This is a genomic window from Kitasatospora sp. NPDC114501 (assembly GCF_055633695.1).
Genome location: NZ_JBVKDS010000003.1, coordinates 108,190 through 133,792 on the forward strand (window position 1 = coordinate 108,190; position 25,603 = coordinate 133,792).

Annotated in this window: 18 protein-coding genes and 1 pseudogene; 4 read left to right on the forward strand and 15 right to left on the reverse strand. The window is 73.8% G+C overall.

All coding sequences use genetic code 11. The features are described 5' to 3' along the window. Nucleotides 1–198 precede the first annotated feature (198 nt). Nucleotides 199–1,002 (forward strand): M23 family metallopeptidase, encoded by an 804-nt coding sequence (locus tag ACZ7RU_RS06890; protein ID WP_470339861.1) that lies wholly within the window; start codon nucleotides 199–201, stop codon nucleotides 1,000–1,002. 12 nt (nucleotides 1,003–1,014) lie between these two features. Here the strand turns inward: ACZ7RU_RS06890 and pcrA are convergent, their stop codons facing one another. The 6 genes from pcrA to ACZ7RU_RS06920 form a co-directional block, all read right to left on the reverse strand. Continuing rightward, complete coding sequence (gene pcrA, locus ACZ7RU_RS06895) at nucleotides 1,015–3,624, reverse strand: DNA helicase PcrA (protein WP_470339862.1); 2,610 nt, start codon at nucleotides 3,622–3,624, stop codon at nucleotides 1,015–1,017. A gap of 76 nt (nucleotides 3,625–3,700) precedes the next feature. Continuing rightward, nucleotides 3,701–4,246 (reverse strand): hypothetical protein, encoded by a 546-nt coding sequence (locus ACZ7RU_RS06900; RefSeq protein ID WP_470339863.1) that lies wholly within the window; start codon nucleotides 4,244–4,246, stop codon nucleotides 3,701–3,703. A 23-nt stretch (nucleotides 4,247–4,269) separates the two neighbouring features. After that, a complete protein-coding gene (locus ACZ7RU_RS06905; RefSeq protein ID WP_470339864.1) occupies nucleotides 4,270–5,967 on the reverse strand; it encodes an alpha/beta hydrolase in 1,698 nt (565 codons plus the stop codon). Beyond that, entirely contained in the window at nucleotides 5,967–6,275 is a 309-nt protein-coding gene (locus ACZ7RU_RS06910; RefSeq protein ID WP_470339865.1) for a hypothetical protein, read from the reverse strand. Before ACZ7RU_RS06910 ends, ACZ7RU_RS06905 begins: the two co-directional genes overlap by 1 nt. A gap of 87 nt (nucleotides 6,276–6,362) precedes the next feature. Further along, the gene (locus tag ACZ7RU_RS06915; protein ID WP_097237526.1) at nucleotides 6,363–7,040 is read right to left on the reverse strand and encodes a LuxR C-terminal-related transcriptional regulator; all 678 of its coding nucleotides are present in this window, start codon (nucleotides 7,038–7,040) and stop codon (nucleotides 6,363–6,365) included. After that, entirely contained in the window at nucleotides 7,033–8,496 is a 1,464-nt protein-coding gene (locus tag ACZ7RU_RS06920; RefSeq protein ID WP_470339866.1) for a PspC domain-containing protein, read from the reverse strand. Before ACZ7RU_RS06920 ends, ACZ7RU_RS06915 begins: the two co-directional genes overlap by 8 nt. Nucleotides 8,497–8,630: 134 nt before the next feature. On the opposite strand from ACZ7RU_RS06920, the gene ACZ7RU_RS06925 reads away from it, so the two are divergent. Further along, nucleotides 8,631–10,124 (forward strand): PspC domain-containing protein, encoded by a 1,494-nt coding sequence (locus ACZ7RU_RS06925; protein ID WP_470339867.1) that lies wholly within the window; start codon nucleotides 8,631–8,633, stop codon nucleotides 10,122–10,124. Beyond that, nucleotides 10,121–10,330, forward strand: coding sequence for a hypothetical protein (locus ACZ7RU_RS06930; protein ID WP_470339868.1), 210 nt, complete (start codon nucleotides 10,121–10,123; stop codon nucleotides 10,328–10,330). The genes ACZ7RU_RS06925 and ACZ7RU_RS06930 overlap by 4 nt, the downstream gene beginning before the upstream one ends. 24 nt (nucleotides 10,331–10,354) lie before the next feature. Here ACZ7RU_RS06930 and ACZ7RU_RS06935 read toward each other — a convergent pair whose 3' ends face one another. The 8 genes and pseudogenes from ACZ7RU_RS06935 to ACZ7RU_RS06970 form a co-directional block, all read right to left on the reverse strand. Then, nucleotides 10,355–10,798, reverse strand: a complete 444-nt coding sequence (locus ACZ7RU_RS06935) for a QcrA and Rieske domain-containing protein (RefSeq protein WP_470340219.1) — start codon at nucleotides 10,796–10,798, stop codon at nucleotides 10,355–10,357. Between the two features lie 48 nt (nucleotides 10,799–10,846). Continuing rightward, nucleotides 10,847–11,374 (reverse strand): annotated as a pseudogene (locus ACZ7RU_RS06940) (DoxX family membrane protein); the annotation flags it as partial. Between the two features lie 220 nt (nucleotides 11,375–11,594). Beyond that, nucleotides 11,595–13,190 (reverse strand): glutamine-hydrolyzing GMP synthase, encoded by a 1,596-nt coding sequence (gene guaA / locus ACZ7RU_RS06945; RefSeq protein ID WP_470339869.1) that lies wholly within the window; start codon nucleotides 13,188–13,190, stop codon nucleotides 11,595–11,597. A gap of 1,020 nt (nucleotides 13,191–14,210) precedes the next feature. Further along, entirely contained in the window at nucleotides 14,211–15,980 is a 1,770-nt protein-coding gene (locus tag ACZ7RU_RS06950; RefSeq protein WP_470339870.1) for a hypothetical protein, read from the reverse strand. A gap of 266 nt (nucleotides 15,981–16,246) precedes the next feature. After that, nucleotides 16,247–18,037, reverse strand: coding sequence for a GMC oxidoreductase (locus ACZ7RU_RS06955; protein WP_470339871.1), 1,791 nt, complete (start codon nucleotides 18,035–18,037; stop codon nucleotides 16,247–16,249). A gap of 89 nt (nucleotides 18,038–18,126) precedes the next feature. Then, the gene (locus ACZ7RU_RS06960) at nucleotides 18,127–19,758 is read right to left on the reverse strand and encodes a succinic semialdehyde dehydrogenase (RefSeq protein ID WP_470339872.1); all 1,632 of its coding nucleotides are present in this window, start codon (nucleotides 19,756–19,758) and stop codon (nucleotides 18,127–18,129) included. A gap of 96 nt (nucleotides 19,759–19,854) precedes the next feature. Beyond that, a complete protein-coding gene (locus ACZ7RU_RS06965) occupies nucleotides 19,855–21,609 on the reverse strand; it encodes a serine/threonine-protein kinase (RefSeq protein ID WP_470339873.1) in 1,755 nt (584 codons plus the stop codon). A gap of 161 nt (nucleotides 21,610–21,770) precedes the next feature. After that, on the reverse strand, nucleotides 21,771–22,886 hold the full coding sequence (locus tag ACZ7RU_RS06970) for a protein kinase domain-containing protein (RefSeq protein ID WP_470339874.1): 1,116 nt from the start codon (nucleotides 22,884–22,886) through the stop codon (nucleotides 21,771–21,773). A 57-nt stretch (nucleotides 22,887–22,943) separates the two neighbouring features. Here ACZ7RU_RS06970 and ACZ7RU_RS06975 point away from each other — a divergent pair, with 57 nt between their 5' ends. After that, nucleotides 22,944–23,471 (forward strand): SHOCT domain-containing protein, encoded by a 528-nt coding sequence (locus tag ACZ7RU_RS06975; protein ID WP_470339875.1) that lies wholly within the window; start codon nucleotides 22,944–22,946, stop codon nucleotides 23,469–23,471. Nucleotides 23,472–23,486: 15 nt separating this feature from the next. Here the strand turns inward: ACZ7RU_RS06975 and ACZ7RU_RS06980 are convergent, their stop codons facing one another. Further along, nucleotides 23,487–25,397, reverse strand: coding sequence for a serine/threonine-protein kinase (locus ACZ7RU_RS06980; protein WP_470339876.1), 1,911 nt, complete (start codon nucleotides 25,395–25,397; stop codon nucleotides 23,487–23,489). Between the last annotated feature and the right edge of the window lie 206 nt (nucleotides 25,398–25,603).

A 25,603-nucleotide genomic window follows, 5' to 3' on the forward strand; every position in this document is an offset into this window, starting at 1 on the left:
CCGAAGAGGAGGGCAAAGTCACAGCTCCAGGCCTTGCTACCAGCCGGTATACCCGTCCTCCGCGCAACCTCCGCACAGACCCCCCGGCCGACCCCTTGACATCCGGGGGTTTTTCCGGGGCGTCGGCCTTGGAGCTACAGTCACGGCTGTTCTCCCTCGTCCGACGACGTCCGAGGCCCACCGAGGAGGCAGCCCCCGATGGCTCCCGATGCAGCCGCCCGTCCGACCCGCGCGGAGCTGCGCCTCGCCGCCCGCGAACAGTCCCGCACCCAGCGCCGCGGCGCCGCCAGGGCGGCCACCCGGACGGCGCTGCTGCGGGTCGCGCTGCCGTCGATGGCCGCGCTCGGAGTGGCCGCGGCGGCCGCGGTCACCGTGCAGGGGGAGGCCGACCAGCAGCGCGCCCAGGCCGCCGGGCGGGTGCCGCAGTCCGCGGTGGAGGCCGACCCGGACACCACGGCCGCGCAGGCGGCCGCCGCCCAGGCGGTCGCGGCCGGCGCACCGGCCCAGGCCTCCCGCGGCGACGCCCGCCAGCCGCTGGCCGGCGCCCAGCCCACCGAGGCCCCCACCGCGCAGCCCACCGCCGAGCCGGCGCCCGAACCGGTCAAGCCCAAGGTGGTCATGCCGGTCGCCCAGCACGGCCTCGGCGAACTGTTCGGCGAGGCCGGCAGCCGCTGGGCCAACCGGCACACCGGCATCGACTTCCCGGTGGACGGCGGCTCCGAGGTCTACGCCGTGACCGACGGCACCGTCCGAACCCAGTGGAATCCGTTCTACGGCTACATGACGATCCTCAGGATGCCCGACGGCACCGAGGCCTGGTACTGCCACCTGCGGGCGTACAAGGTCCGCAAGGGCCCGGTGAAGCAGGGCGACGTGATCGCCTTCGTCGGCACCAGCGGCAACAGCACCGGCCCGCACCTGCACTTCGAGATCCGGCCGCAGGGCAGCGGACCGATCGACCCGCTGCCCTGGCTCCTCTCCAACGGGCTGGACCCGCGCTGAGGCGCTGAGGCCCTACAGCTTCTCGACCGGCGCGTAGCGCAGCAGCAGCTGCTTGCGCCCCTCGGTGCCGAAGTCGACGGTGGCTTGCGCCCGGTCCCCGGCGCCCGTGACGGCCACCACCGTGCCCAGCCCGAAGCTGTCGTGGGTGACCCGGTCGCCGACCGCGAGCGAGGCGGCCTCGCGCTCCACCACCTGGCCGCCGCGCCGCGCCGACTGCCCCCAGCCGGCCTTCGGCGACGCCGACGACGAGGAGCGCGAACTCCCGCCCCCGGACGAGGACTTGCCCCAGGACGAGCCCGAGGAGTAACCGCGCTGGACCGGCGCCTGCGCCGCCCCGGTGCGCTTCCACTCCACCAGCGCCTCCGGGATCTCCTCCAGGAACCGCGAGGCCGGGTTGTAGGCCGGCTGCCCCCAGGCGCTGCGCAGCACCGAGCGGGTCAGGTACAGCCGCTCGCGGGCCCGGGTGAGCCCGACGTACGCGAGCCGGCGCTCCTCCTCCAGCTCCTTGACCTGGTTGAGCGCCCGCATGTGCGGGAAGATCCCGTCCTCCATGCCGGTCAGGAAGACCACCGGGAACTCCAGGCCCTTGGCGGTGTGCAGGGTCATCATCGTGATGACGCCCTGCCCGTCCTCGTCGTCGTCCGGGATCTGGTCGCTGTCGGCGACCAGCGCGACCCGCTCCAGGAAGTCGGCCAGCGAACCGACCGGCGGGGTGCCCTCCTCCCCGGCGTCCGGCCGCTCGCCCGGGTCCTGCTCGTACTCCAGGGCGACGGAGGCCAGCTCCTGGAGGTTCTCCACCCGGGTCTCGTCCTGCGGGTCGGTGGAGGCCTGGAGCTCGGCCAGGTAGCCGGTCTCCTCCAGGACGGCCTCCAGCACCGCCGCCGGGCCCGCGCCCGACTCGACGACCTGGCGCAGCCCGGCCATCAGGGTGTTGAACTTCTTGACGGCGTTGGCCGAGCGCGCGGCCATCCCGTACGCCTCGTCCACCCGGACCAGCGCCTGGGCGAAGGAGATCCGCTCCCGCGCGGCCAGCGCGTCGATCATCGCCTCGGCCCGCTCGCCGATGCCGCGCTTGGGCACGTTGAGGATCCGGCGCAGCGGCACGGTGTCCTCCGGGTTGGAGAGCACCCGCAGGTACGCCAGGACGTCCCGGACCTCCTTGCGCTCGTAGAAGCGCACCCCGCCGACCACCTTGTACGGCAGGCCGACCCGGATGAACACCTCCTCGAACACCCGGGACTGGGCGTTGGTCCGGTAGAAGATCGCGACGTCGCCGGGCTTGGCCTCGCCCTTGTCGGTGAGCCGGTCGATCTCGTCGGCGATGAACTGGGCCTCGCCGTGCTCGTCGTCCGCGACGTAGCCGATGACCTTCTCGCCGTGGTCGCCGGCCGTCCACAGCTTCTTCTCGCGGCGGTTGGCGTTGCGCTCGATGACGGCGTTGGCGGCGCTCAGGATGGTCTGGGTGGAGCGGTAGTTCTGCTCCAGCAGGATCGTGGTCGCGTTCGGGTAGTCCTCCTCGAACTGGAGGATGTTGCGGATGGTCGCGCCGCGGAAGGCGTAGATCGACTGGTCCGCGTCACCGACCACGCACAGCTCGGCCGGCGGCACCTCGGCCAGCCGCCCGGCCGCCGGGTTCACGAAGTCCCCGTCCGCGGTGCGCTTCGGCGCGGCCGCGACGGAGCCCCCGCTCAGCTCCCGGACCAGCATGTACTGGGCGTGGTTGGTGTCCTGGTACTCGTCGACCAGGATGTGCCGGAACCGGCGCCGGTAGTGCTCGGCGACGTCGGGGAAGGCCTGGAGCAGGTTCACCGTCGTCATGATGATGTCGTCGAAGTCCAGCGCGTTGGCCTCGCGCAGCCGCCGCTGGTAGAGCGCGTACGCCTCGGCGAGCTTCTTCTCCATCGGGTTGGCGGCCTGGTCGGCGAAGGTCTCCTCGTCGATCAGCTCGTTCTTGAGGTTGCTGATCTTCGCCGTGAAGGACTTCGGCGGGAACTGCTTCGGGTCCAGGTCGAGGTCCCGGCAGACCAGCGACATCAGCCGCTGCGAGTCGGCCGAGTCGTAGATCGAGAAGCTGGAGGTGAAGCCCAGCTGCTTGGACTCGCGGCGCAGGATGCGCACGCAGGCGCTGTGGAAGGTGGAGACCCACATCGCCCGGGCGCGCGGGCCGACCAGCGCCTCGACGCGCTCGCGCATCTCGCCGGCCGCCTTGTTGGTGAAGGTGATCGCCAGGATCTCCCCCGGCTGCACCCCGCGGGCGCCCAGCAGGTGGGCGATCCGGTGGGTCAGCACCCGGGTCTTGCCGGAGCCGGCGCCGGCCACGATCAGCAGCGGCGAGCCCGCGTGCAGCACCGCCTCGCGCTGCGGGTCGTTCATCCCCTCCAGCAGCTGCGCCGGATCGATCACCGTACGGGCGGCGCCGTTGCGGTACCAGGCGTCCCGCTCCGCCTCGGCGGCGTGGTCGGTCCGGAACAGCCCGTCCGGGATGGCCTCCTCGTACGCGTCGTACGGGACCTCCTCCTCGTACGGCGGGGGCTCCTCGTCGGCGGGAGCGGCGGGCTGCTTCGACCCGGCGGCGGGGGCCTCGAAACCGGGGAGCGGAAGGTCGTCAAAGAGGCTACTCATGGCACATCGAGTCTATGGCCACCCACCGACAAGCCCGTCCGCCCCGGAGATCCCGGGGCGGACGGGCTCGACGGGGTCAGTGCGACCAATACGGGTCGTCGGCGGTCGCGCACGCCTTGTCGCCGTCCCGCGGCCCCTGGGTGAATCCGCCGGATCCATCGGGCCCGGTCGTGTCCCTGACGTCGTACTGGGAGACAACGAGCCTCGCGCAGCCGCCCAGCTCGACGGAGAACCGGAGGCTGAAACGCGGGTTCCGGTCCTCCTTCACCTCCAGCGAGTACCAGGTGCGCGTGACCGAATAGCCCTTCCCGGTCCAGAGCGTCTCCACCTTGTCGAGCGATTCGGTGCGCCGGTTGTCGGCAACCCTGACTCGGGCCACCTGCCCGGCAGCCAGTTCCGCCCGGCCGGTCTTCCTGCACCCGGACGTCCCGCAGAACCCCGTGGTGTCTGCCTCACTGCCGTACCTCGCCTCAGTCCACTGGAGCCCCGACGGAAGCGCACCGGCCACCTCGGCGAGTTCGGCCTCGATCCGCTGCCGCGCCTGCTCGACCGGCAACATCGGTTCGTCCGGTTCCGGCCAGAAGAGCCAGCCCGCCAGAACCACCAGGAGGACGGCCGACACGGTCCCCCACCGCCACCTGATCCTCACCTCGTGTCCTGCCGCGTGATCGTGCTCCCGTGGCCGCTCACGATCTTGCCGATGTTGGCGAGGGAGTCGCCGCCCTTGTCGTGCTTCCCGAAGTAGTTGTCGTGGGAGTCGTCCACCGTTCCGTCCGCCACGGAGAAGCGCTGTCCGCCGAAGCTCCGACTGGCCGGGTCGGTTCCGTGCCATGATCCGTCGGGGTTCGCGAACGCTTCGTACGCCGCCACACCGGGAATGAGCGTCCCCTTGCCCGGCGACATCCCGACGGGGTCGTTCTTGGCCATGCCGACGTACACGTGATCCGCTCCGACCCCCAACTGTGTCGCCCTGTCCACCCCGGTACCCGGGCTGCCGACAAGGACGATGTCGTCGGCGGCCAGGCCACCGGGGTGCTGAGTCGACTGCCCGACCACCAGGGATCCGTAGCTGTGTCCCTGCGCGGTCATGTGCGCCGGCCATCCCTCGTGCGTCGCCCGGAGTCCGGCGATGAACTTGTTGTAAGCCGCCCCACCCTCGACCGCCCGGTCCTTCATGGCCACCGACGGGCCGTCCAACTGCGGCGCGTCGTACCCCAGCCAGAACACGGATGCGACATCCGGTATCTCCTTGTTGCCCTTCGCAGCCGCCTCGGCCGACCGGTACACCCGCAGCGCCGTCGAGGTGTCTCCCTTTCCCGCACCCGACATGTCGCTGTTCAACCCGGGCACGATCGACGAGACGTTCCTCGCCTTGTCCGGGTCGCCCCAGGACAGGATCGCGCGGCCCTGGCCCTGATCGCCGATCCCCAGCAGCAACAACGGGGGCCTGGGGAGATTCAGCTTGTCGTCGTCCGGCTCCCCGATCTCCCCCTTGAGGCGCTTCTGGATGTCCAGGAAGCCCTGCAGCTTCTTCCGCTCGGCGTCGTTCAGGCTGCCGCTCCGCTGCTGGTACTGCTCGATCAGCCTCGGCAGCAGGATCCGGTTGGCCCGGTCCCTGGCCGCCGACGGAATACCGTCCCGGTTGCCGAGCAGATCGGGGTGGTCCTGGATGAGCCTCTGCTGTTCGGCGGCCGAGAGACCCGTGAACCAGTCGTGCACCTGGGCGGGCGAGGCATCGGGCTTCGGCCAGCCCGCCGCCGTCAGTTGCCTGCCGACGTCGTTGATCGCGTCCAGCTCGACGGTGGCCGCATCGGGGTTCTCCCAGGCGCCGTTCTGGGCCCCGGTGGTGATGCTGGCCAGCCGCTGGGAGATCTTCTCGTCGGCGTTGGTGGCCTCGGTGAGTGCCTGTCCGATGCGATCGGCCAGTGACTGGGCGTGCTGCGGCGCGTTGTAGTCCTTGTCGTGCTTCTCCGCCTGCGTCGGCGGCGGATAGGTGACGGAGCCGTCCTCGCCGACAGTGAACCCGGCCCGAACGGCTTCGTCCAGGGCCCCCTGGAGCTTGCCCTGGGCGATTTCGAACGCCTCGGCGGCCATCTTGAGGACGACGGCGGTGTCGTGCAATCCCTTGTGGACTCCGTCCAGCTTGGTGTCCGTCTTCTTGAGTGCCTTCGTCGCCGCCTCGGCCGCGCTGCCCGTCCACTTGTCCCCGCGGACGATGTAATAGGAGGCCTGCTTGATCGTCTCGAAGTGCTGACCCTGTGCGACGCCCAGCGATTCGTAGGCCTCCGCGGCCGCACGGAGCTTGCCGGGCTGGGCGTCCCGGAGACGGGCGAAGTCGACCATCAGTGGACTCCGCCCGTCGCCATGGCACTGTTGACCGCGGATTCGTTCTTCGCGTAGTTGTTCGCAGCCGTCACCATGTTGAGGCCGTTGGTGTCGACCTCGGCATGGAGCTTGTCGAGGCAGCCTTCCCAGGCCTTCGTGCATGCTGCCAGCGCGCCCCCCGAAGCCCAGCCGCCGAGGGCACCGACCGCGTCGTCGGACGGTTTCCTTATCCGCGCGACCTCGCCCGGCATCTGGGCGGCGATCTCCTGCGTCTTCTTCCCCACGTTCGCCAGGCCGGTCGGATCGACCTTGACCGCGTCCCCCATGCTTCCCCCTCCCTGGGGCCCGACAGCGTCGGGCACCAAGGAGACTACCGTGGGTACGAATGGAACTACAGTGCGAGTTCGGAAGTGTCAGACCAGGCGGCGGGCGGTGGCCCAGCGGGTCAGCTCGTGGCGGTTGCTCAGCTGGAGCTTGCGCAGGACGGCGGAGACGTGGCTCTCGACGGTCTTCACCGAGATGAAGAGCTGCTTGGCGATCTCCTTGTAGGCGTAGCCGCGGGCGATCAGGCGCAGCACCTCGCGCTCGCGCTGGGTGAGGCGGTCCAGGTCCTCGTCCACCGGCGGGGTGTCGGTGGCGGCGAAGGCGTCCAGCACGAAGCCGGCCAGCCGGGGCGAGAACACGGCGTCGCCGTCGGCGATCCGGAAGACCGCGTTCACCAGGTCGGTGCCGGTGATGGTCTTGGTGACGTAGCCGCGCGCGCCGCCGCGGATGACGCCGATGACGTCCTCGGCGGCGTCCGACACCGACAGCGCCAGGAACTTCACCCCTCCCTGCTCGCCCATCAGCCCGGCCGAGCGGCGCAGCACCTCGACGCCGCCGCCGCCCGGCAGGTGGACGTCGAGCAGCACCACGTCCGGCCTGGTCTCGGCGACCACGCGGACCGCCGAGTCCACGTCGTCGGCCTCGCCGACCACGTCGATGCCGGTCACCTCGGTGCGGCCGATCTCGGCCCTGACCCCCGTCCGGAACATCCGGTGGTCGTCGACCAGCACGACCCGCGCAGTACGCTCCGGAGCTGCCTCAGTCATCAGTTCTCTCCATCTCCAGCTCGACCTCGGTGCCGCCGCCCGCAGCCGGCCGCACCCGAGCGGTGCCGCCGTTGCGCTTCATCCGGCCGATGATCGACTCCCGTACGCCCATCCGGTCCTCGGGCACCGTGTCGGGATCGAAGCCGGGGCCGTGGTCGCGCACGAACACCGACACCGTCCTCCCCTCGACCTCGGCGTAGACCTGGACCGGTCCCCCGCCACCGTACTTGGCCGCGTTGACGGTCGCCTCCCTCGCGGCCTGCATCTGTGCCGCGATCCCCTCGTCCATCGGGCAGTCGCCGACGATCACCAGCTCGACCGGGACGCCGTGCCGGTCCTCGACCTCGGCGACCGCGGCCCGCAGGGTCTCCGCCATGGTGTCCGGCGCGGCCTCGGCGGCCGCCTCCGGGCGGTACAGCCACAGCCGCAGCTCGCGCTCCTGCGAGCGGGCCAGCCGCAGTACCTCCTTGGGGTCCTCGGCCCGGCGCTGGATCAGGGTCAGGGTGTGCAGCACGGAGTCGTGGATGTGCGCGGCGATCTCGGCCCGCTCCTGGGCGCGGATGCGGGCGGTGCGCTCGGCCCCGAGGTCCTGCCAGAGCCGCAGGCCGTACGGGCCGAGCAGCACCAGCACGCCGGCCAGCACCGCGAGCGAGGCCTCGACCACCGAGCCGAGCGTGGAGCCGCTGCCCTGCATGGCGAGCAGCGCGATGGTGCCGGCCACCGCGAGCAGCACGCCCGCGCCGACCCGGGTGTAGGCGCCGCGCCGCTTCTCGCCCTCCTCGATGCCGAACCAGCGCTGCCAGCGCGAGTCGTCGGCCTGCCGCCAGACCAGCGCCACGCCGACGCCGATCGCCAGCAGCGGCCAGGTGTAGGGCTTGGCGGTCTGCCAGCCGAGCACGTTGAGCAGGGCGATCAGGCCGATCACCGTCATCACCAGGGCGGAGAGCTGGCCGAGGCCGCCCTGCCCGCCCTTGCCGGACGCCCCGGCCTCCTCGCCCTCGGCGGGCGCGGCCACCGGCTCGCCCTGGAGGGTGTGCTGGAGCAGCCGGCGCATCCGGCCCACCCAGCCGCCGGTCTCGCCGCCCTTGCTCAGCGCCCCGCCCTGGAGCCCGGGCGTGGCCGGGACGAACACCCCGTTGAGGTACACCCACTGGGCGCCGCCGCGCTGCGAGGGCTCGCCGATGCCGATCGGCACCACGAACCAGAACGCGGCGTACAGCAGCGCGCCGATCCCCTGGGCGAAGAACAGCACGACGAAGGCGAGCCGCACCCACCGCACCGGCAGCCCGAGGTGCACCGCCAGGCCGTGCGCGACGCCGCCCAGCATCCGTCCCCGCGGGCTGCGGTAGAGCCGCCGGTAGGGCGGCCGCCCGCCGTCGGGCGTGCTCGGGTCGGCGCCGGCCGACGGCACGGTGTCGGGGGCGATGGATCGGGGATCGGTACCGGGGGCTGCCACGCCACCGATGGTTCCACGCGGGCACCCGCGGGCGCATCAGGGTGTGTCCCCAAGCCGCATCAGGGACAAGTCAGGGTACGGACAGGGGTCGACCCGGTTGGGCCGGGCCGTCCCGTGCCGGAAGGATGGTGTCCATGACCGAGGACCCCCGCATCGAGGAGGCCGGGCCCGCCGCCCCGCCGGAACCGGAACGCCCCCCACTGACCCGGGCCGAGCACCACCGCGTGGTGGCCGGTGTCTGCGGTGGCCTCGGCCGGCACCTGGACATCGACCCGGTGGTCTTCCGGATCGTCACGGTGGTGCTCTGCCTCTCCGGTGGCCTCGGGCTGTTCCTGTACGGCCTGGCCTGGCTGATCGTCCCGACCGACGACGGCGCCAAGGGCCGCGGCGGGCGCACCGAGCTCCAGCGGGTGCTCACCGGGCGGGTGGACGGCCAGTCGGTCGGCGCGGTGCTGCTGACCGTGATCGGCACCGGGGTGTTCTTCTCCTCGATGGGCGACGGGGACCAGATGTTCCCGCTGCTGCTGCTCGCCGCCCTGGTCTTCCTGGCGGTGCGGTACGACCCGGAGCGCCGCCGGGGGCGCGGGCGGGGGCGCGAGCGCCGCCGCGGCGGCCCGTACGACCGTCACTTCCCCGACAACGAAGGCACCGGGATCACCGGCGGCGCCGGGGCCTACCGCTGGCCGCGGCCGGAGCAGGCCGAGCAGGCCGAGCCGGCCGGGGCGACGGAGCACACCACCGCCCGGACCGCCGGGAAGGCGCCCGCCGACGGCCCGACCCCCGACGCCGGCGGCTACCTGTGGGACCCGCGCCACCCCGAGCGCAACCCGTACGGGAACACCGCCCCGGCCACCCCGACGCCACCGTTCGGCACCCCGACCCCGCCGTTCGGCACCCCGGTGCCGCCGGCCGGCACCCCGGCCCAGCCCTGGTGGCAGCGCGCCGACCTGCCGGAGGGCGACCCGCTGCGCAAGGAGCGCGCGGAGCGCCGTCCCGAACCCGCCGCCGTCCGGCGCCCCCGGGAGCGCTCGGCGCTCGGCTTCTTCGGATTCCTGCTGGCGGTCGGCGCCGGCACCGCGGTGTGGACCGCCTCCGCCGGCCACCACGACCCCACGGTCCGCGGCGCGACGGTGCTGGCCTCCGCGCTGCTGGTGGTGGGCCTGACGCTGCTGGTCGGCGCGAAGTTCGGCCGGGCCCGGCGGCTGGCGGTGACCGGTCTGCTGCTCACCCTGGCGCTGGCCTTCGTCGGCCACTCGCCGGACTCCCTGCGCAACGCGGTCGGCGACCGCGACTGGACCGTCGTCTCGGCAACCGACCTGCACGACCGCTACAACCTGGGCGCCGGGACGATCAGGCTGGACCTCTCCGCGGTCGACCCGGCCGGGGCCACCCTCGCCACCAAGGCCGACCTCGGCGCCGGCAACATGACCGTCACCGTGCCGGACGACGTGGCGGTGAACCTGGTGGTCCGGGTCGGCCTGGGCGACGTCACCGTGCCCGGTGACCGCAGCGACAGCACCGGGCGGCACACCTACCTGATCGGCCCTGCCAACGGGCGGCCGGCCAAGGGCACCCTCAATCTCGAACTCGGAATCGGGCTCGGCAACATCAAGGTGGTCCAGCAGTGAGGAAGCACCGGCTCGACCTGTTCTCGCTGATCGCGGGCGCGCTGTTCACCGTGATCGCGGTGCTCTACCTGGTCGCGGCGCTCAACGACCAGTCGGTGAACGGGCGGATCGTCATCCCGGTCACCTTCATCGTGCTCGGCGTCGGCGGCCTGGCCGGCGCGGTCGCGGCGGTGGCCCGGCGCGCCCGGCCCGACCGCGAGGAGTGACCCCGCCGACGAACCCCCGGGTCCTCAGCCCTGCTGGGGGCCCAGGGTCAGCTGGTCCCCGTCCTTGCGGACGGCGTACCTGGGCAGCGGCTTGACCGCCGGCCCGTTGACCACCGCACCGGTCGCGGCGTCGAACCGGGAGCCGTGGCAGGGGCAGTACAGCTGGCCGTTCTTCGGCGCGTCCACGGCGCAGCCGGAGTGGGTGCACACCGCGGAGAAGGCGCAGTACTGGCCGGCCTTGGGCTGGACGATGTAGACGGCGTCCCCGGTGGCCGGATCCTTGACCTGGGCCGAGCCGCCGACCGGCACGCTCGCGGCGGACACCGCGGGGGCCTGCGCCAGGGCGGTGGAGACCGGGGCCGCCGACTGCTTGGGCGCGGCGGACCTGTCCCGGCCGAAGGTGCGGGTCAGCGAGCCGGCGAGCAGCCCGGCCCCGCCGATCGCGACGGCCGCGATCCCGCCGTCCACCAGGGCCCGCCGCCGGACGTGGTCCTCGCCGAGCCCGCGCGCGCGGTCCCGCCCGGCCCGGCGGGCCAGGTAGCCGTCCACGGACAGGTACGGCGTCCCGGCCAGCACCAGCGGGGTCCAGGCCATCAGGTAGGCCAGGTCGTTGCCGAGGTAGTACGGCGCGACGCTCCAGCTCACGGTCAGCCACAGGCTGAGGCTGAGCAGCGCGCCGCCGAGCGCGGCGGCCCGGCCCCAGAGGCCGAGCAGGGTGCCGAGGCCGACCGCCAGCTCGCCGAAGGCGATGGCGAGCGCGAACAGGGTGGGGTGGTCGAGGGCGGGGCCGAGCAGGAAGGAGATCGGGCTGCCGCCCGCCTTGGCGGCCTGGGTCTGCGAGACGAAGGAGGCCGGGTCGCCCGCCCCGGCCAGGAAGTGGGCGTCGGACAGTTTGTCGAGGGCGGCGTAGACGAACGTGACGCCGAGGAAGAGCCGCAGGGGCAGCAGCGCGTACCGGGACGCGAGCGCCCGCCACCGCGCCGCCCGGTCGGCCCGACTGGCCGCTCCCCCACCGGCCGGCACCGAGTTGCTGGCCTCCGACATCCCTCACACCTTCCCTCGTCGCCTGCCACTCCCTGACAGGTCCGGTCCGCATTCTGCCCGTTCCCGACCGCTTTCGGTGGGAGGTCCCTCCCGGAGAGCGGCACCCGCACCGCAAACGGCCGCGCCGTCGCTCCCTCCAGTACGGGAACGACGGCGCGGCCGTTCAGGCATCGGCCTCAGGACGACGACGACCTCGCGCCCCGGCGGCCGGCGGGAGTGCTCACTCCCACTCGATGGTGCCCGGCGGCTTGCTGGTGACGTCGACGACGACGCGGTTCACGTCGCGGACCTCGTTGGTGATCCGGGTGGAGATCTTCGCCAGCACGTCGTAGGGCAGACGCGACCAGTCGGCGGTCATGGCGTCCTCGGACGAGACCGGGCGCAGCACGATCGGGTGGCCGTAGGTGCGGCCGTCGCCCTGCACGCCCACGCTGCGGACGTCGGCGAGCAGCACGACCGGGCACTGCCAGATCTCGCGGTCCAGACCGGCCGCGGTCAGCTCCTCGCGGGCGATCGCGTCGGCGTCGCGGAGCAGGTCCAGGCGCTCCTTGGTGACCTCGCCGACGATCCGGATGCCCAGGCCCGGGCCCGGGAACGGCTGGCGCTGGACGATCTCCTCCGGCAGGCCCAGCTCCTGGCCGACCATCCGGACCTCGTCCTTGAACAGCTTGCGCAGCGGCTCGACCAGCTGGAACTGGAGGTCCTCGGGCAGGCCGCCGACGTTGTGGTGGGACTTGATGTTGGCGGTGCCGGTGCCGCCGCCGGACTCCACCACGTCCGGGTACAGGGTGCCCTGGACCAGGAAGTCGACCGACTCGCCGTGCTCGCCGGCCTCGGCGATGATCTCGGCCTGGGCCTGCTCGAAGACCCGGATGAACTCCCGGCCGATGATCTTGCGCTTCTCCTCGGGGTCGGTGACCCCCTTCAGCGCGTCCAGGAAGCGCTCGGAGGCGTCGACGACCTTCAGCTGGACGCCGGTGGCGGCCACGAAGTCCTTCTCGACCTGCTCGGTCTCGCCCTTGCGCATCAGGCCGTGGTCGACGTAGACGCAGGTCAGCCGGTCACCGATGGCCTTGTTGACCAGGGCGGCCGCGACCGCGGAGTCCACGCCGCCGGACAGGCCGCAGATCGCGCGCTTGTCGCCGACCTGCTCGCGGATCAGGGCGATCTGCTCGTCGACCACGCTGCCGGTGGTCCAGGTCGGGGCGATGCCGGCGCCGCGGTAGAGGAAGTGCTCCAGGATCAGCTGGCCGTGGTCGGAGTGCAGCACCTCGGGGTGGTACTGGACGCCGTACAGCCGGGCCTCGTCGTTCTCGAAGGCCGCGACCGGGACCAGGTCGGTGGAGGCGGTGACCGCGAAGCCCTCCGGGGCGGCGGAGCAGGCGTCGCCGTGCGACATCCACACCGAGTGCTGCGCCGGGACGCCCTCGAACAGGGTGGAGCCGGTGCGGGAGACGGTCAGCGGGGTGCGGCCGTACTCGCGGGCGCCGTTGTTGTCGACGGTGCCGCCGAGGCTCTTGGCCATCAGCTGGAAGCCGTAGCACATGCCGAAGACCGGGACACCGGCCTCGAAGATCGCGCGGTCGATCTGCGGCGCGCCCTCTTCGTAGACCGACGACGGGCCGCCGGAGAGGATGATCGCCTTGGGGTTCTTGGCGAGCATCTCGGCGACCGGCATGCTGCTCGGCACGATCTCGCTGTAGACCCGCGCCTCACGCACCCGACGGGCGATGAGCTGGGCGTACTGGGCGCCGAAGTCGACCACCAGAACGGGGTCGTTGTCCGGCGCGGACTGGACGGGAATTGCAGAGGACACAGACGGCCTTCCGGCAGCGGTATCGAGGTGTCGCGCGGAGCCGCTTCCCCGGCGGGGGCCACGGCTGCGGACGGGTGTGGGGTGTCTGGACACCGATTCTACCGGGCTGTCCGGTTTCACTCGTCTGCCCGTCCAACGAACCGTGACCGGGCGGGGCCGCGGTTCGTTGCTTCTGACGAACGTACGGCCGCGCCGCGTCCGCCAGACGCGCCGCCCGTCCCCGCGGGGGCACCGCCGTACGGCAGCAGGACCACGCGTGGAGTTCCACCCAGTCCACCGGCGCACGTGGTGCCGCCGCCCGGCCCGCCGGGTGCGCGGCTCCGTGGGACCGTGCGCGGGTGCCGCGGCCGGCCAGCAGGGGACAGCGACCCCGGCCGCGACTGGGCCGAGAGGTGGGACGGCCGGAATCCGGGGACGCCCGGGCCGGCCGTCGCACCCCCGGTCCGATCCGGTGTGCGCCCGGGCGCACGCCCCCGTCCGCACCGCGCCGCTACGCGCGTCCCCGTGCGCCTCCACCACCCAGGCCACTACGCACCGTGATCATCGATGGCGGGCCCGACGGGAAATGCTCTCTGCCGAACTGTGCCGAACCGGTTGCAGAGCGAGCCCCTCGTCCAGCACGATGCTCCTTGTAAGCGGTTCTCCCGGCGCCTCACGGCTCGCCGAGGAGGCCCGCGACGGGCGTTCTCCGCAGCCGCGCCGCAGGGAGGTGGCAGCGGTCTTCAGTTCACGCTCCGTGAGCGTGGGACCGGCGCAGACCTGCGCGCCGACCCCGCGTACGGGCGTTCGCGCCCCGCGCGTCCGGCCACCCACGCCGGAGCCGCACGGCGCATCCCGAAGCCAACCGACACGACGGCGCTCCTCCCCCGGCGCCGTCACCCCAGCACCGGCGCGGCCCTGACGCCGAGTGCTGAGCGACAAAGGGCCCCGTTCCCCCGCGGGGCCCTTTGCCCTGTCCGGGCCGTCTTCGCTCAGGCGTGCTCGCGCTCAGTGGGGCTCGCGCTCAAGGGGTGCCCGCGCTCAGGGGTGCTCGCGCCAGACGCTCGGGTCGACCGGCTCCTCGGCCGGGCGCGGCGGCACCGGCGCCCCACCGGCCGGGGCGGACGGCGCGGGCGGCGCTGACGGCGCGGGCGGGGCGGACGGCGCCTCGTGCGAGGCGAGCACCTCGCTCACCCCGCTCCCGGCGGCGTACGGCGCGTCCTGCGGCGCGGCGGCCTGCGGCGGCACACCGGCCCCCGGCACCGGGCCGCCCTGCTGCGCCGGAACACCGTGCGGCGTCGCGTACGGCACCTCCGGCGGGTACGGCACGGCGCCCCCGCCCGGCGCGAACGGGGACTCGGCGTACGGCACGGCGCCGCCCGGCGCGCCCTCGCCCCGGCCCCGCACGGCCGCCAGCAACACCGGCACCAGCAGCACCCCGACCAGCGCCCAGACCGCGTTGGCCACCAGCACGGTCAGGAACACCAGCCCGACCGAGGACTCCTGAGAGAACTCCGTCCGCTTGGCCTCGGCCCAGCCGGTCATGGAGCTGGTCTCCACCAGCGCCGCCCCGGAGACCGTCATCAGCAGGGTGAGCGCCCCGGTGTACAGGGCCGCCAGGCGCAGCCGGTCGGTGGTGTCCAGACGCCGCCGGTACGCCGCCCAGCCGAGCACGCCCGCCGCGACCAGCGCGGCCAGGCCGGTCCAGCGCCAGTCGGCGCTCATGTCCCGCAGGTCGAAGAAGGAGAACTCGGTGTCGTTGCCGCGGTCGCGCCACGAGGATCCGCCGTCGCCGGACAGGTTGGTGTGCGACCGCAGGCTCGCCCCCGAGCCGAAGGCGAGCAGGCCGAGGCCCAGGTTGGGCAGGAAGGCCAGTGAGACCCCGGTCAGCGCCCCGCTGTCGCTGTTCGCCGCGACCACCACGAAGGCCGCCACCGAGGACAGCCCCACCGAGATCGCGAGCGCCTGGCCGGCGGTCAGCGCGGCCACCGCCCAGCCGCGCACCGCGCGGCTGCGCCAGGCGGCCCAGCGCAGCGCGTCGGTGCCGTACACCAGGAAGGCCAGCAGGGCGGCCGACACGGCGGTCCAGGCGACCGCTTCCAGCCAGCCGGAGTCCGCGGTGATCAGCGACTCCGCCGACTTCCGGCCGGAGCCGGGGTAGTCGGCCCGGCCCAGGCGGCCGTCCGGGTTCCAGTCCGTACCGCCGACCAGGCCGAGCACCAGGCTCACCGCCGCGAGGACGACCGCGGTGCGCACCGCCTCGGCGGCGGCCCGGCTCCGGGTCAGCTGGCCCTCGGCCGCCCTGCACCGGCGTAGCCCGGCCCGCAGCCCGAGCCAGAGCGCCAGGCACCACAGGGCGGTGACGGTCATCGGCAGCACCCGGACGGACTCCGCCCAGCCGGCCGTGCCCCGGCTCGCCGAGCTCTCGAAGCCGATGCGGAACGGCGCGCCGAGCGCGTTCAGGGTCATCGACAGCATCGCGAGGAAGCGCTCGCCGAAGCCGGGCGCTTCGAACCGGTACTGGTAGTCGTAGCCGCTCGGGATCGCCGCGATCAGTGCCACGGCCAGCAGGACGAGGGTCGGCGCGACGGCCGCCCTGGCCGCCGGGCGCCAGTCCGCGGCGGTCAGCAGGCGCTGGAACCCGGGCTGCTTGTCGTACCGCTGCCCGGCGCCCCAGCTGGCCAGCGCGGGCGGGGCCGCGGCCGGCGCGTACCCCGGCTGCGGCCCGTAGCCGGGCGGCGGGACGGGCGGAGCCGCACCCGGCGGGGGCGGGGGGACGGGCGGAGCCGCACCCGGCGGGGGCGGCGGCACGGCCGGCGGAGCGACGGGCGGAGCGACGGGCGGAGCGACGGGCGAAGCGGCGTCCGGCGGGGGCGGCGGCACGAACGGCCGGCCGCACGACCCGCAGCCGGAGGCCCCCTCCTCCGAAGTCGCCCCGCACGATGTGCAGTCGGCCATGGCCCGCATTCCCCCCGCTCGACGAGTCCCTGGTCGCCCCAGGGAGCCCGTTTATCCCATCGGATCCGAACGGATGTCAACCGGGAAAGGGGGCAGGCCCATTGGGCCTCCGGGCCGGGTCAGCCGCGCTTCTTCGGGACCTCCGGGACGGGCAGCAGCGGCAGCCGCAGCGCCCCGAACGCGCCCTCGGGCACGGCCGGCCGCACCGGGGCCACCGCGGCGACCCGCCGGTACTCCTCGCCCTGGGCCGGGCGCGGGTCCGCCTCGCCCTTGTTCGGCCACATCGACATGGCGCGCTCGGCCTGGGCGGTGATGGTGAGCGAGGGGTTGACGCCCAGGTTGGCGGAGACGGCCGAACCGTCCACCACGCTGATCCCGGGGTAGCCGTACAGCCGGTGGTACGGGTCCACCACGCCGGTCTCGGGGGCGTCGCCGATCGGGCAGCCGCCCAGGAAGTGCGCCGTCATCGGGATGTCGAAGATCTCGCCGACGGTGCTGCCCGGGAAGCCGTTGATCTCGTCGGCCAGCGCCTGGGCGCCCTTTTCGGCGGCCGGGATCCAGGTCGGGTTGGGCTCGCCGTGGCCCTGGGAGGAGGTGAGCCGGGCCTTGCCGAGCGGCCCCTTCCTCAGCGAGACGGTGATCGAGTTGTCCAGCGACTGCATCACCAGGCCGATGATCGTCTTCTCGGACCAGCGGCGCTGGTTCATCGAGCGGGCGAAGGTCACCGGGTGGAGCGCCGAGTTGGCCAGGTAGCGCAGCCAGCGCGGGACCGCCCCGCCGCCCCGGACCTGGGCGATGGACAGCGCGCCCATCGCGTTGGAGCCCTTGCCGTAGCGGACCGGTTCGATGTGGGTGTTGGCGTCCGGGTGGATCGAGGAGGTGATCGCCACGCCCTTGGTGAAGTCCGCCCTGGTGCCGTACCGCCGGTCGGTGGTCTGCGCGCCCACCAGCGCCTCGGAGTTGGTGCGGGTCAGCTCGCCCAGCCGCTCCGAGATCCGGGGCAGGTGGCCGCCGTCCCGCATCCGGTGCAGCAGCGACTGGGTTCCGTAGGTGCCGGCCGCGACGATCACCCGGGCCGCGGTGATCGTCCGCGCGCCCGCCTTCACCCGGTCCGTCCTCGAACGGGAGTCGGTGCGGCGCACGTCCACCGCGTAGCCGTCGCCGTACTCGCGGATCCTGGCCACCGTGGTCAGCGGGTGGATCTCCGCGCCGCCCCGCTCCGCCAGGTGGAGGTAGTTCTCGGTGAGCATGTTCTTGGCGCCGTGCCGGCAGCCCGTCATGCACTCGCCGCACTCCACGCAGGCCTTGCGGGCCGGGCCGGCGCCGCCGAAGTACGGGTCGGCAACCTCGCCGCCGGGGGCCGCCTTGGCGCTGCCGTCGGTGTCCCCGCCGTCGCCGAAGAAGACCCCGACCGGCGCCATGTGGAAGGTGTCACCGACGCCCATCCGCTCGGCGGCCGCCTTGAGGTGGACATCGGAGGGGGTGAGGGTCGGATTGAGCCGGACCCCGAGCATCCGCTGCGCCTGGTCGTAGAACGGCGCCAACTCCTGCTGCCAGTCCGTGATGTGGCGCCACTGGCGGTCCTCGAAGAAGGCCTTCGGCGGCACGTACAGGGTGTTGGCGTAGTTCAGCGAGCCGCCGCCGACCCCGGCGCCGGCCAGGATCAGCACGTTGGCCAGCAGGTGGATGCGCTGGATGCCGTACAGCCCGAGCTGCGGCGCCCACAGGTAGTTCGGCAGGTCCCAGGAGTTCCTGGGCAGTTCGTCCCGGTCGAAGCGCCGCCCGGCCTCCAGGACGGCGACCCGGTAGCCCTTCTCGGTCAGCCGCAGGGCCGCGACCGAACCGCCGAAGCCGGACCCGACCACCACCACGTCGTAGTCGAACTCCGCCGCACCGCCGGACTGCACCATCTGCCACCGCTCCTTCGCCGGGTGAACCTGCCTGTGGGTACCGCGAACCGGGCCCCGGCGGACGCGCGGGGCCCGCGTACCTCCGGGGCCTACTTGAAGCGCAGCGCCTTGAGCGCCCGCAGCCCGCCGGTCATCACGGCGGCGAACTGCTTGTCGTCCAGCCCGAACGAGGGCGCGATCGGCATCAGCCGCTGGGTCGCGACGGTCTGCGCCTCGGTGAAGCGCAGGATGCCCTCGGCGCCGTGCCGGCGGCCCAGCCCGGAGTCGCCCATGCCGCCCATCGGCGAGCCGACCGAGCCGTACGCGGCGGCGTACGCCTCGTTGACGTTGACCGTGCCGGTGCGCAGCCGGGCGGCGACCGCCCGGCCCCGCCGCAGGTCCCTGGTCCAGACGCTGGAGTTCAGGCCGTACGGCGTGGAGTTGGCGGCGGCCACCGCCTCCTCGTCGGTGTCGAAGCGGTAGACGGAGACGACCGGGCCGAAGGTCTCCTCGGCGCAGACCGCCATGTCGGGGGTGACGCCGTCGAGGATGGTCGGCTCGAAGAAGAACGGGCCGAGGTCCGGCCGGGCGCGCCCGCCGGCCACCACGGTGGCGCCCGCCTTGACCGCCTCCTCGACGTGCCGGGTGGTGGTCTCCAGCTGGCGGACGGAGACCAGCGAGCCCATGTCCGCGCCGTAGGCGAGACCGCCGCCGAGGCGCAGCGCCCGGGTGCGGGCGGCGAAGCGCTCCAGGAACCCGTCGGCCACCGAGCGGTGCACCAGCAGCCGCTCGATCGAGATGCAGAGCTGCCCGGCGGAGGAGAAGCAGGCCCGTACGGCACCCGCGGCGGCCGCGTCGAGGTCGGCGTCGGCGAGCACCAGCATGGCGTTCTTGCCGCCGAGTTCGAGCGAGGCGCCGACCAGTCGGGCGGCGGCGCGCTGGGCGACGTCGCGGCCGGTGCGGGTCGAGCCGGTGAACGAGACGTAGTCGGCGTGCTCCACCACGGCGGGGCCGATCACCGGGCCGTCGCCGATCACGATCTGCCACAGGTCGGCCGGGAGCCCGGCCTCGACCAGCAGCTCGCGGGCCCACAGTGCGGTCAGCGCGGTCTGGGTGTCGGGCTTGTTGACCACCGCGTTGCCGGCCACGAAGGCGGGCAGGGCGTCGCCGACGGACAGCTCCAGCGGGTAGTTCCACGGCGAGATGTGGCCGATCACGCCCTTGGGGCGGCGGGCCTCGACGGCATGGGTGAGCACCGGCAGCGCGCCGCCGTGCCGCTTGTCCCTGAGGTACGCGTGCGCGGCCCGCCCGTAGTGCCGGGCGGCCATGGCGACGGCCAGCACCTCCTCGAAGGCGTGCAGCCGGGCCTTGCCGGTCTCCGCCTGGACGAGGTCCAGCACCTCGTCCTGCCGCCTGAGCAGCAGGTCGTGGAAGCGCAGCAGGACGGCGGCCCGGCGGCGCACCGGCAGCGCGGCCCAGGCCGCCTGGGCGCGGCGGGCCAGCTGGAAGGCGACCTCGACGTCGGCCGGGGTGGACTGCGGCAGACTGGCCAGCCGTTCGCCGGTCAGCGGGGCGACGGTCTCCACCAGGTCGGGCTCGCCGGTGGCGGTGACGCCGGCGGCCAGCTTGGCGACCAGGGACGGCGGGACGGCCGCGGCGACCGTCCGGCCGCCGCCGGGGGCCGCCGGGTTGCCGGTGCCGGGGTGTTCGGTGGCCACTGCATCTGCTGTGAGGTCCGACATACGGCGCAGCCTAGGCGCTCGGCGGCCGGTCCGGTACCCGTCGGTAACAAGAATCTGCCGCAGTCGGGCGAAAGCGGGCGCTCCGCCCGGCCCCGGTCAGCGGGTCGGGGTGAAGCCGTTGAGCACCGCGTAGAAGCGCTGCTCGGCCTCGTTCCACTCGTTGCCCTTCTCCGGGCTGGACGAGTAGATCGCGTAGCTGGTGCCGTCCTGGCTGATGAACTCGGTCTCGATGGCGCGCCGGCGGCCGCCCTCTTTGGCCAGGTAGCTGAACTCCCAGACCGCCGCCTCCTGGCCCTTCACCGCCGTGCCGGCCATCCGGTGCTGCTTGTAGTCCTTGAGCGACTTGGAGACGTTGCCCTCCATCTGCCGCATGTGCTCCAGCGGCTTGACCGACTGGCCGACGGTGACGGCGAACTGGAGGTAGTGCACCTTGCCGTCGGGGCTGTAGAAGATCTGGTTGTCCCCGGCGCTGATCCGCTGCCAGGAGGGGGTCCCGTTCGGCAGCGGGAAGCGGAAGCCGGCCGGGTCGTCGACCCAGTGGTAGCCGCTGGGCGGCGCCACCGCCGGGCTGGCGTCGCTGGTGGGCTCGGGCCCGGTGGACTCGGCGGCGGTCGGCGTCGGGTCGTCGGGGCCGGCGCCGCCGCCCACCATGTGCCGGGTGACGAGGAAGGTGCCCGCGGCGGCCAGCAGGCCGACGGCCACCGCGATGCCCACGATCTTCAGCAGGTTACGGCGCTTGGCCGGTCCGCGCGCGGGCGTGACGGAGTGCGGCACCGGCGCGACGGGGCCGGTGTACGCCATGGCCGCGGCCTGCCCGCCCCCGGCGGTGTCCGGTCCGGCGGGGACGGCGGGGACGGCGGGGACGGCGGGCGCGGCGGCCTTCGGCTCGGTCGGCTCCTCGGAGCCCTCGACCGGCTCCGCCGCGGTCGCCCGGCCCTCACTGCGGTCCACCACCGGCACCGACTGCGTGGGCGTGCGCACCGACGCGACCGACTTCAGGCCCATCGTGTGCCCGGACTGCACCTCGGCCAGCATCCGGGCGGCCTCGTCCGCGGTGGGCCGCTCGGCCGGGTCCTTGGCCATCAGCGCGGCCAGCACCGGCCCCAGCGGCCCGGCCCGCCGCGACTCCGGCAACGGCTCGTCGACCACCGCGGCGAGCGTGGTGATCGGCGAGTCCCGCCGGAACGGCGACTGGCCCTCGACCGCCGCGTACAGCGTCGCCCCGAGGCCCCACAGGTCGGAGGCCGGCCCGGGCCGCTCGCCCTGGGCGCGCTCCGGCGCCAGGTAGTCCGGCGAGCCGACCAGGTCCCCCGGCCGGGTCAGCTCGGTCGAGCCCTCGTACTTCGCGATGCCGAAGTCCAGCAGCACCACCCGCCCGGTGCCGCGCTCCAGCAGCACGTTGGCCGGCTTCACGTCCCGGTGCAGCACGCCCAGCTGGTGGCCGCGGTGCAGCGCGGCCAGCACCTGGCTGCCGACCTCGGCGGCGGCGCGCGGTTGCAGGGTGCCGTCCTGGCTGATCACGTCGGCCAGCGAGCGGCCGTCGACCAGCTCCATCACGATCCACGGCCGGCCGTCCTGCTCCAGCACGTCGTGCACGGTGATCACGCCGGGGTGCTTGATCCGCGCAGCCGCGCTGGCCTCGCGCTTCATCCGGGCGTGCAGGATCTGGAGGTCCTCCTCGGGCAGGTGGTTCACGGTCAGCTCCTTGACCGCCACCTCGCGGTCGAGCATCCGGTCCCAGGCCCGCCAGACAGTGCCCATGCCGCCGCGGCCGAGCCGCTCGCCGAGCTCGTACCGCCCGGCCAGCAACCGCTCCGCCTCGGCCGACTCCGGCCCGTCCTGCACGCCCATCTGCGCCCGCTCCCCCACACATTCCGCCTGCCGTCCCCGCGACGGAGGGCCTGGTGCAGACCACTGTTCGAACAAATCCCACGCACACATTAGGCGCACCCCGCCTCCCCGGGTAATCACGCCCGCCCCCCGGACCGGCGGACCGGAATCGCCGCGGGCCGTCAGCCTGCGAACAGGACCACCGCGGCGATTCCCAGCGCGAGCAGCACGAACACCCCACCCACCAACAGCGGGCCCAGCAGGGCGGGGGGTATCCGGGGCGGCTTCGCCCCGTTGCCCGCCCCGAAGTCCCCACCGCCGCCGCCCTTTCGGGCACTCCTCCCGGCCCTGGAGCCCCCGGCCCTCCCGCCGCGCGGATGCGGCACCAGCGGCGCCTCCGGCTTCAGCACCGGAACCCCCGCCGCCCGCTCCTCGTCGACCGGCTCCGGCGCCCCCGCCAGCAGCGCCGCCAGCTCCCCGCGCACCGCCTCCGCCGTCGGCCGCAGCACCGGGTCAGGCCGCAACAGCCGCTCCACCAGCGGCGCGAGCGGCCCGCACACCACCGCGGGCTCGCGCCGCCCGTCCCGGACGGCCGTCACCAGCTCCGGCACGTCCCGCTCCGGGTACGGCGCACGGCCGGTGACCAGCCGCTGCACCAGCACCCCGAGCGCCCAGCAGTCGCCCGCCGGGCCGCCGTCCAGCGGCCAGCGCTCCGCCACCGGACCGACCAGGGTGGCCCGCACCTCGTACCGGCGCCGCCCGCCCGGCCCGCCGAGCTCCTCGGCCAGCGCCTCCTGCGCCACCCCGGCGAGCAGCCCGCCGAGCATCGCCGCGCCGTCCTCGCAGACCAGCACCGACTCCGCGGTCACGGCTCCGTGGGTCAGCCCGGCCGCGTGCAGCGCCCGCAGCGCACCGGCCACGTCCGCCGCCAACTCGGCCGCCCGGTACGGCGGCAGCGGCCCCTCGGCGAGCAGCTCGGCCACCGTACGCCCGGCCGGCCGCTCCTCCACCGTCCACAGCAGCTCGCCCTCGACGAACGCGCCGACCCCGCGCAGCAGCCGCGGGTGCGCGACCGGCGCGGCCGAACCGACCGCCGCTACCCGCCGCACCAGCCGGTCCGCCTGCGCGGCGGCGGCCTCCTCCAGGTCCTGACCCGGCGTCAGCAGACCCGGCAACTCCAGGGCGCTCAGCAGCACCGATTCGCCGGTCCGCTCGTCCACCGCGTGGGCACGCAGCGGTTCAGGACGGTCCGTCAACCGGTACCGCCCCGCCAGCAACTGCCCGGGGGCGCCTCGCATGCCAGTTCCTCTCGCTCACCGAGCAGCCTACTGAGCGGCTCCCTTAGGCTCGATCCCATGGACTGGACCGATCTGATCGACACCGCCTTCGAGGCCTCCGGAAACAGCGGCAAAGCCAATCAGGCCGAGGCCCTCCGCACCGTCGAGGGGACCATCATCGACGGTGAGAAGCCGGTCGCCTCGACCGCCGGGCGCCATCCCGACCACTTCCGCAAGGGAATGCTCGTGCTGACCACCCATCGGCTGCTCTTCCTGAAGGACGGGAAGCCTCCGGTGCCGGTTCCGCTCGCCGCCGTCACCGACGTCACCGTGACCCGCACCAAGCTCAACGGCGAAGTGCTCCTGGTGGTGGCGCTCACCGGCTCGCACCGCTTCGAGGACGTGGTCAAGGCCGACTTCTTCGCCGAACAGCTCCGGACCGCCGCCCGCACCGCCCGCAACGCCCCGAAGGCCGTGTCCGCCGCCCCGGCCGACGCCACCGGCGACCAGCTCATCGGCCAGCTCGAACGGCTGGCCGCCCTGCGCACCTCCGGCGCCCTCACCGAGGACGAGTTCACCCGCGCCAAGCAACGCCTGATCGGCTGAGGCCCGCCTTCGACCCTACGGCGCCGGCTGGAAGCTGTTGAAGACGACGTCCCGGACGGGGGCCTGGGCGGCCCACTCGGCGTCCGGGACGATCCAGTAGATCGAGTACCCGTACTTGGCCGGGGTGCCGGTCACGAAGCCGCGGTTGAGCGAGTGCATCCTGGGCGTGCCGTTGGTCCACTCCCAGTCCGCCGCGTTGCTCCACTGCCGGTAGGTGATCGCCGCCAGGTTCAGCCGCTGGTAGTTGCTGACCTGACCGCGGACGTTCGGCTCCGACTCCTGCCAGTCCGCGACCGCGCTCGCACCGGGCGACGTGGTCCACTCGATCCGCAGCTGGCTGCCGTCGGCCGCGTTCTTGAAGATCCGCCGGTTGGCGTCCGACCCGGCCGGCTGCAGGCCGTCCGGGAGCACGACCGAGAAGCCGCTCGGGTCCTTGTACTCGTGGTAGCCGGCCGGCACGGCGGCCGGCGCGGGCGGCGCCGGGGTCTGCGCCGGCGGCGGGGTCTGCACGGGAGCCGCCGGCGCACCGGCGGACTGCGCCGGCGCGTCCGGCACCGCCGCCGGGTCGCTGGTCGGCTGGGCGGGCGCCGGCGCGGGCGGCGCCGCCGCGCTCGGGCTCGACACCGGCTCCGGCTGCGTACTGGCCGTCACCGGCCCGGTGGCACCCGCGCTCCCGGTGGACCCGCCGCTCGAACCGCCGTCCCCGCCGACCGCCTGGACCACCGCCACCACGCCCGCGATCAGCAGCAGCACCACGATCACGGTGGCGATGGCCAGCCGCCGCCGGCCGGTGCGCGGATCGGCCCCGGCCGCCTGGGTCGCCCCCAGCGTCCACTCGCTGGTGACCGGCCGGATCGCCTCCGCCCCCGGCTCCCCCGACGGCTTCCCGGCGGGCTCCCCGCCCTGGGCCCGACTGCCGACCCGGACCGTCCCCAGCAGCCCGCCCACGGCCCGCTTCCGGCCGTCCTCGGCCTGCTCCGGCTCCGCCTCCGCCGCCTTCGCCGGTTCGGCCGGCTTGGCCCCCGGCGCCGACTCCGCCACGGCCGCCTTCTTCACCGGCACCGCGTGCTCGGTGGTCGACTCGGCCCGCGCGGTCGACTCCGCAACCACCCGCTTGAGCATCGACCGGGTCTGCGAGGCGTCCAGCCGCTCGGCCGGGTCCTTCGCCAGCAGCCCCTCGATCACCGGCAGCAGCGGCCCGGCGTTCACCGGCGTGGCCAGGTCCTCGGTCATCACCGCGGTCAGCGTGGCCAGCGCCGAGCCCCGGTCGTACGGCGGCCGGCCCTCGACCATGGCGTACAGCGTGCCGCCCAGCGACCACAGGTCGGCCGGCGGCCCGGGCTTCTGCCCGCGGGCCCGCTCCGGCGAGATGTACGAGGGGGCGCCGACCAGCATCCCGGTCGAGGTGACGGAGGCGTCGCCCTCCACGCTGGCGATGCCGAAGTCGGTGAGCACCACCCGGCCGTCCTCGCCGATCAGCACGTTGGACGGCTTGACGTCCCGGTGCAGGATCCCCAGCGCGTGCGCCGCGCTGAGCACGCCCAGCACGTCCAGCGCGATCTCCGCCGCCCGGGCGGGCTCCAGAGGCCCGTCCTCCCGCACCACGTCGGCCAGCGAGCGGGACTCGACCAGCTCCATCACGATCCACGGCCGGTCGTCCTCGTCGACCACGTCGAAGACCGTCACCGCCGAGCTGTGCCGGATCCGCGCGGTGGCCTTGGCCTCGCGCAGCGTCCGGGTGATCAGCCGGTGCTTCTCCTCCTCGTCGACGCTGGCGTTCATCCGCAGTTCCTTGACCGCGACGGTCCGGCCCAGCATCTCGTCCTCGGCGCGCCAGACCGTGCCCATGCCGCCGCGCCCGAGCACGCCGTTCAGGCGGTAGCGGCCGGCCAGGAGGCGGCCGGTGGAACCCTGCGCCTGGGTCATTCGGAACGTTCCCCCATGTGCTGCCGGCGGTCGTGGTGACGGCGCGTCGGCCCGACCTGGGTCCCGAACGCCCAAGCCTCCATCATCCCCTGTCCCGGGGGCCCTCGACCACCCGGCCCCCGCCCCAACCTGGGACGGACCTGAACGGATGCGGCGCTCCGTGCCCGATCTGTGATCGAAAACTCGCCAAGATCTGTCCGAGTCGC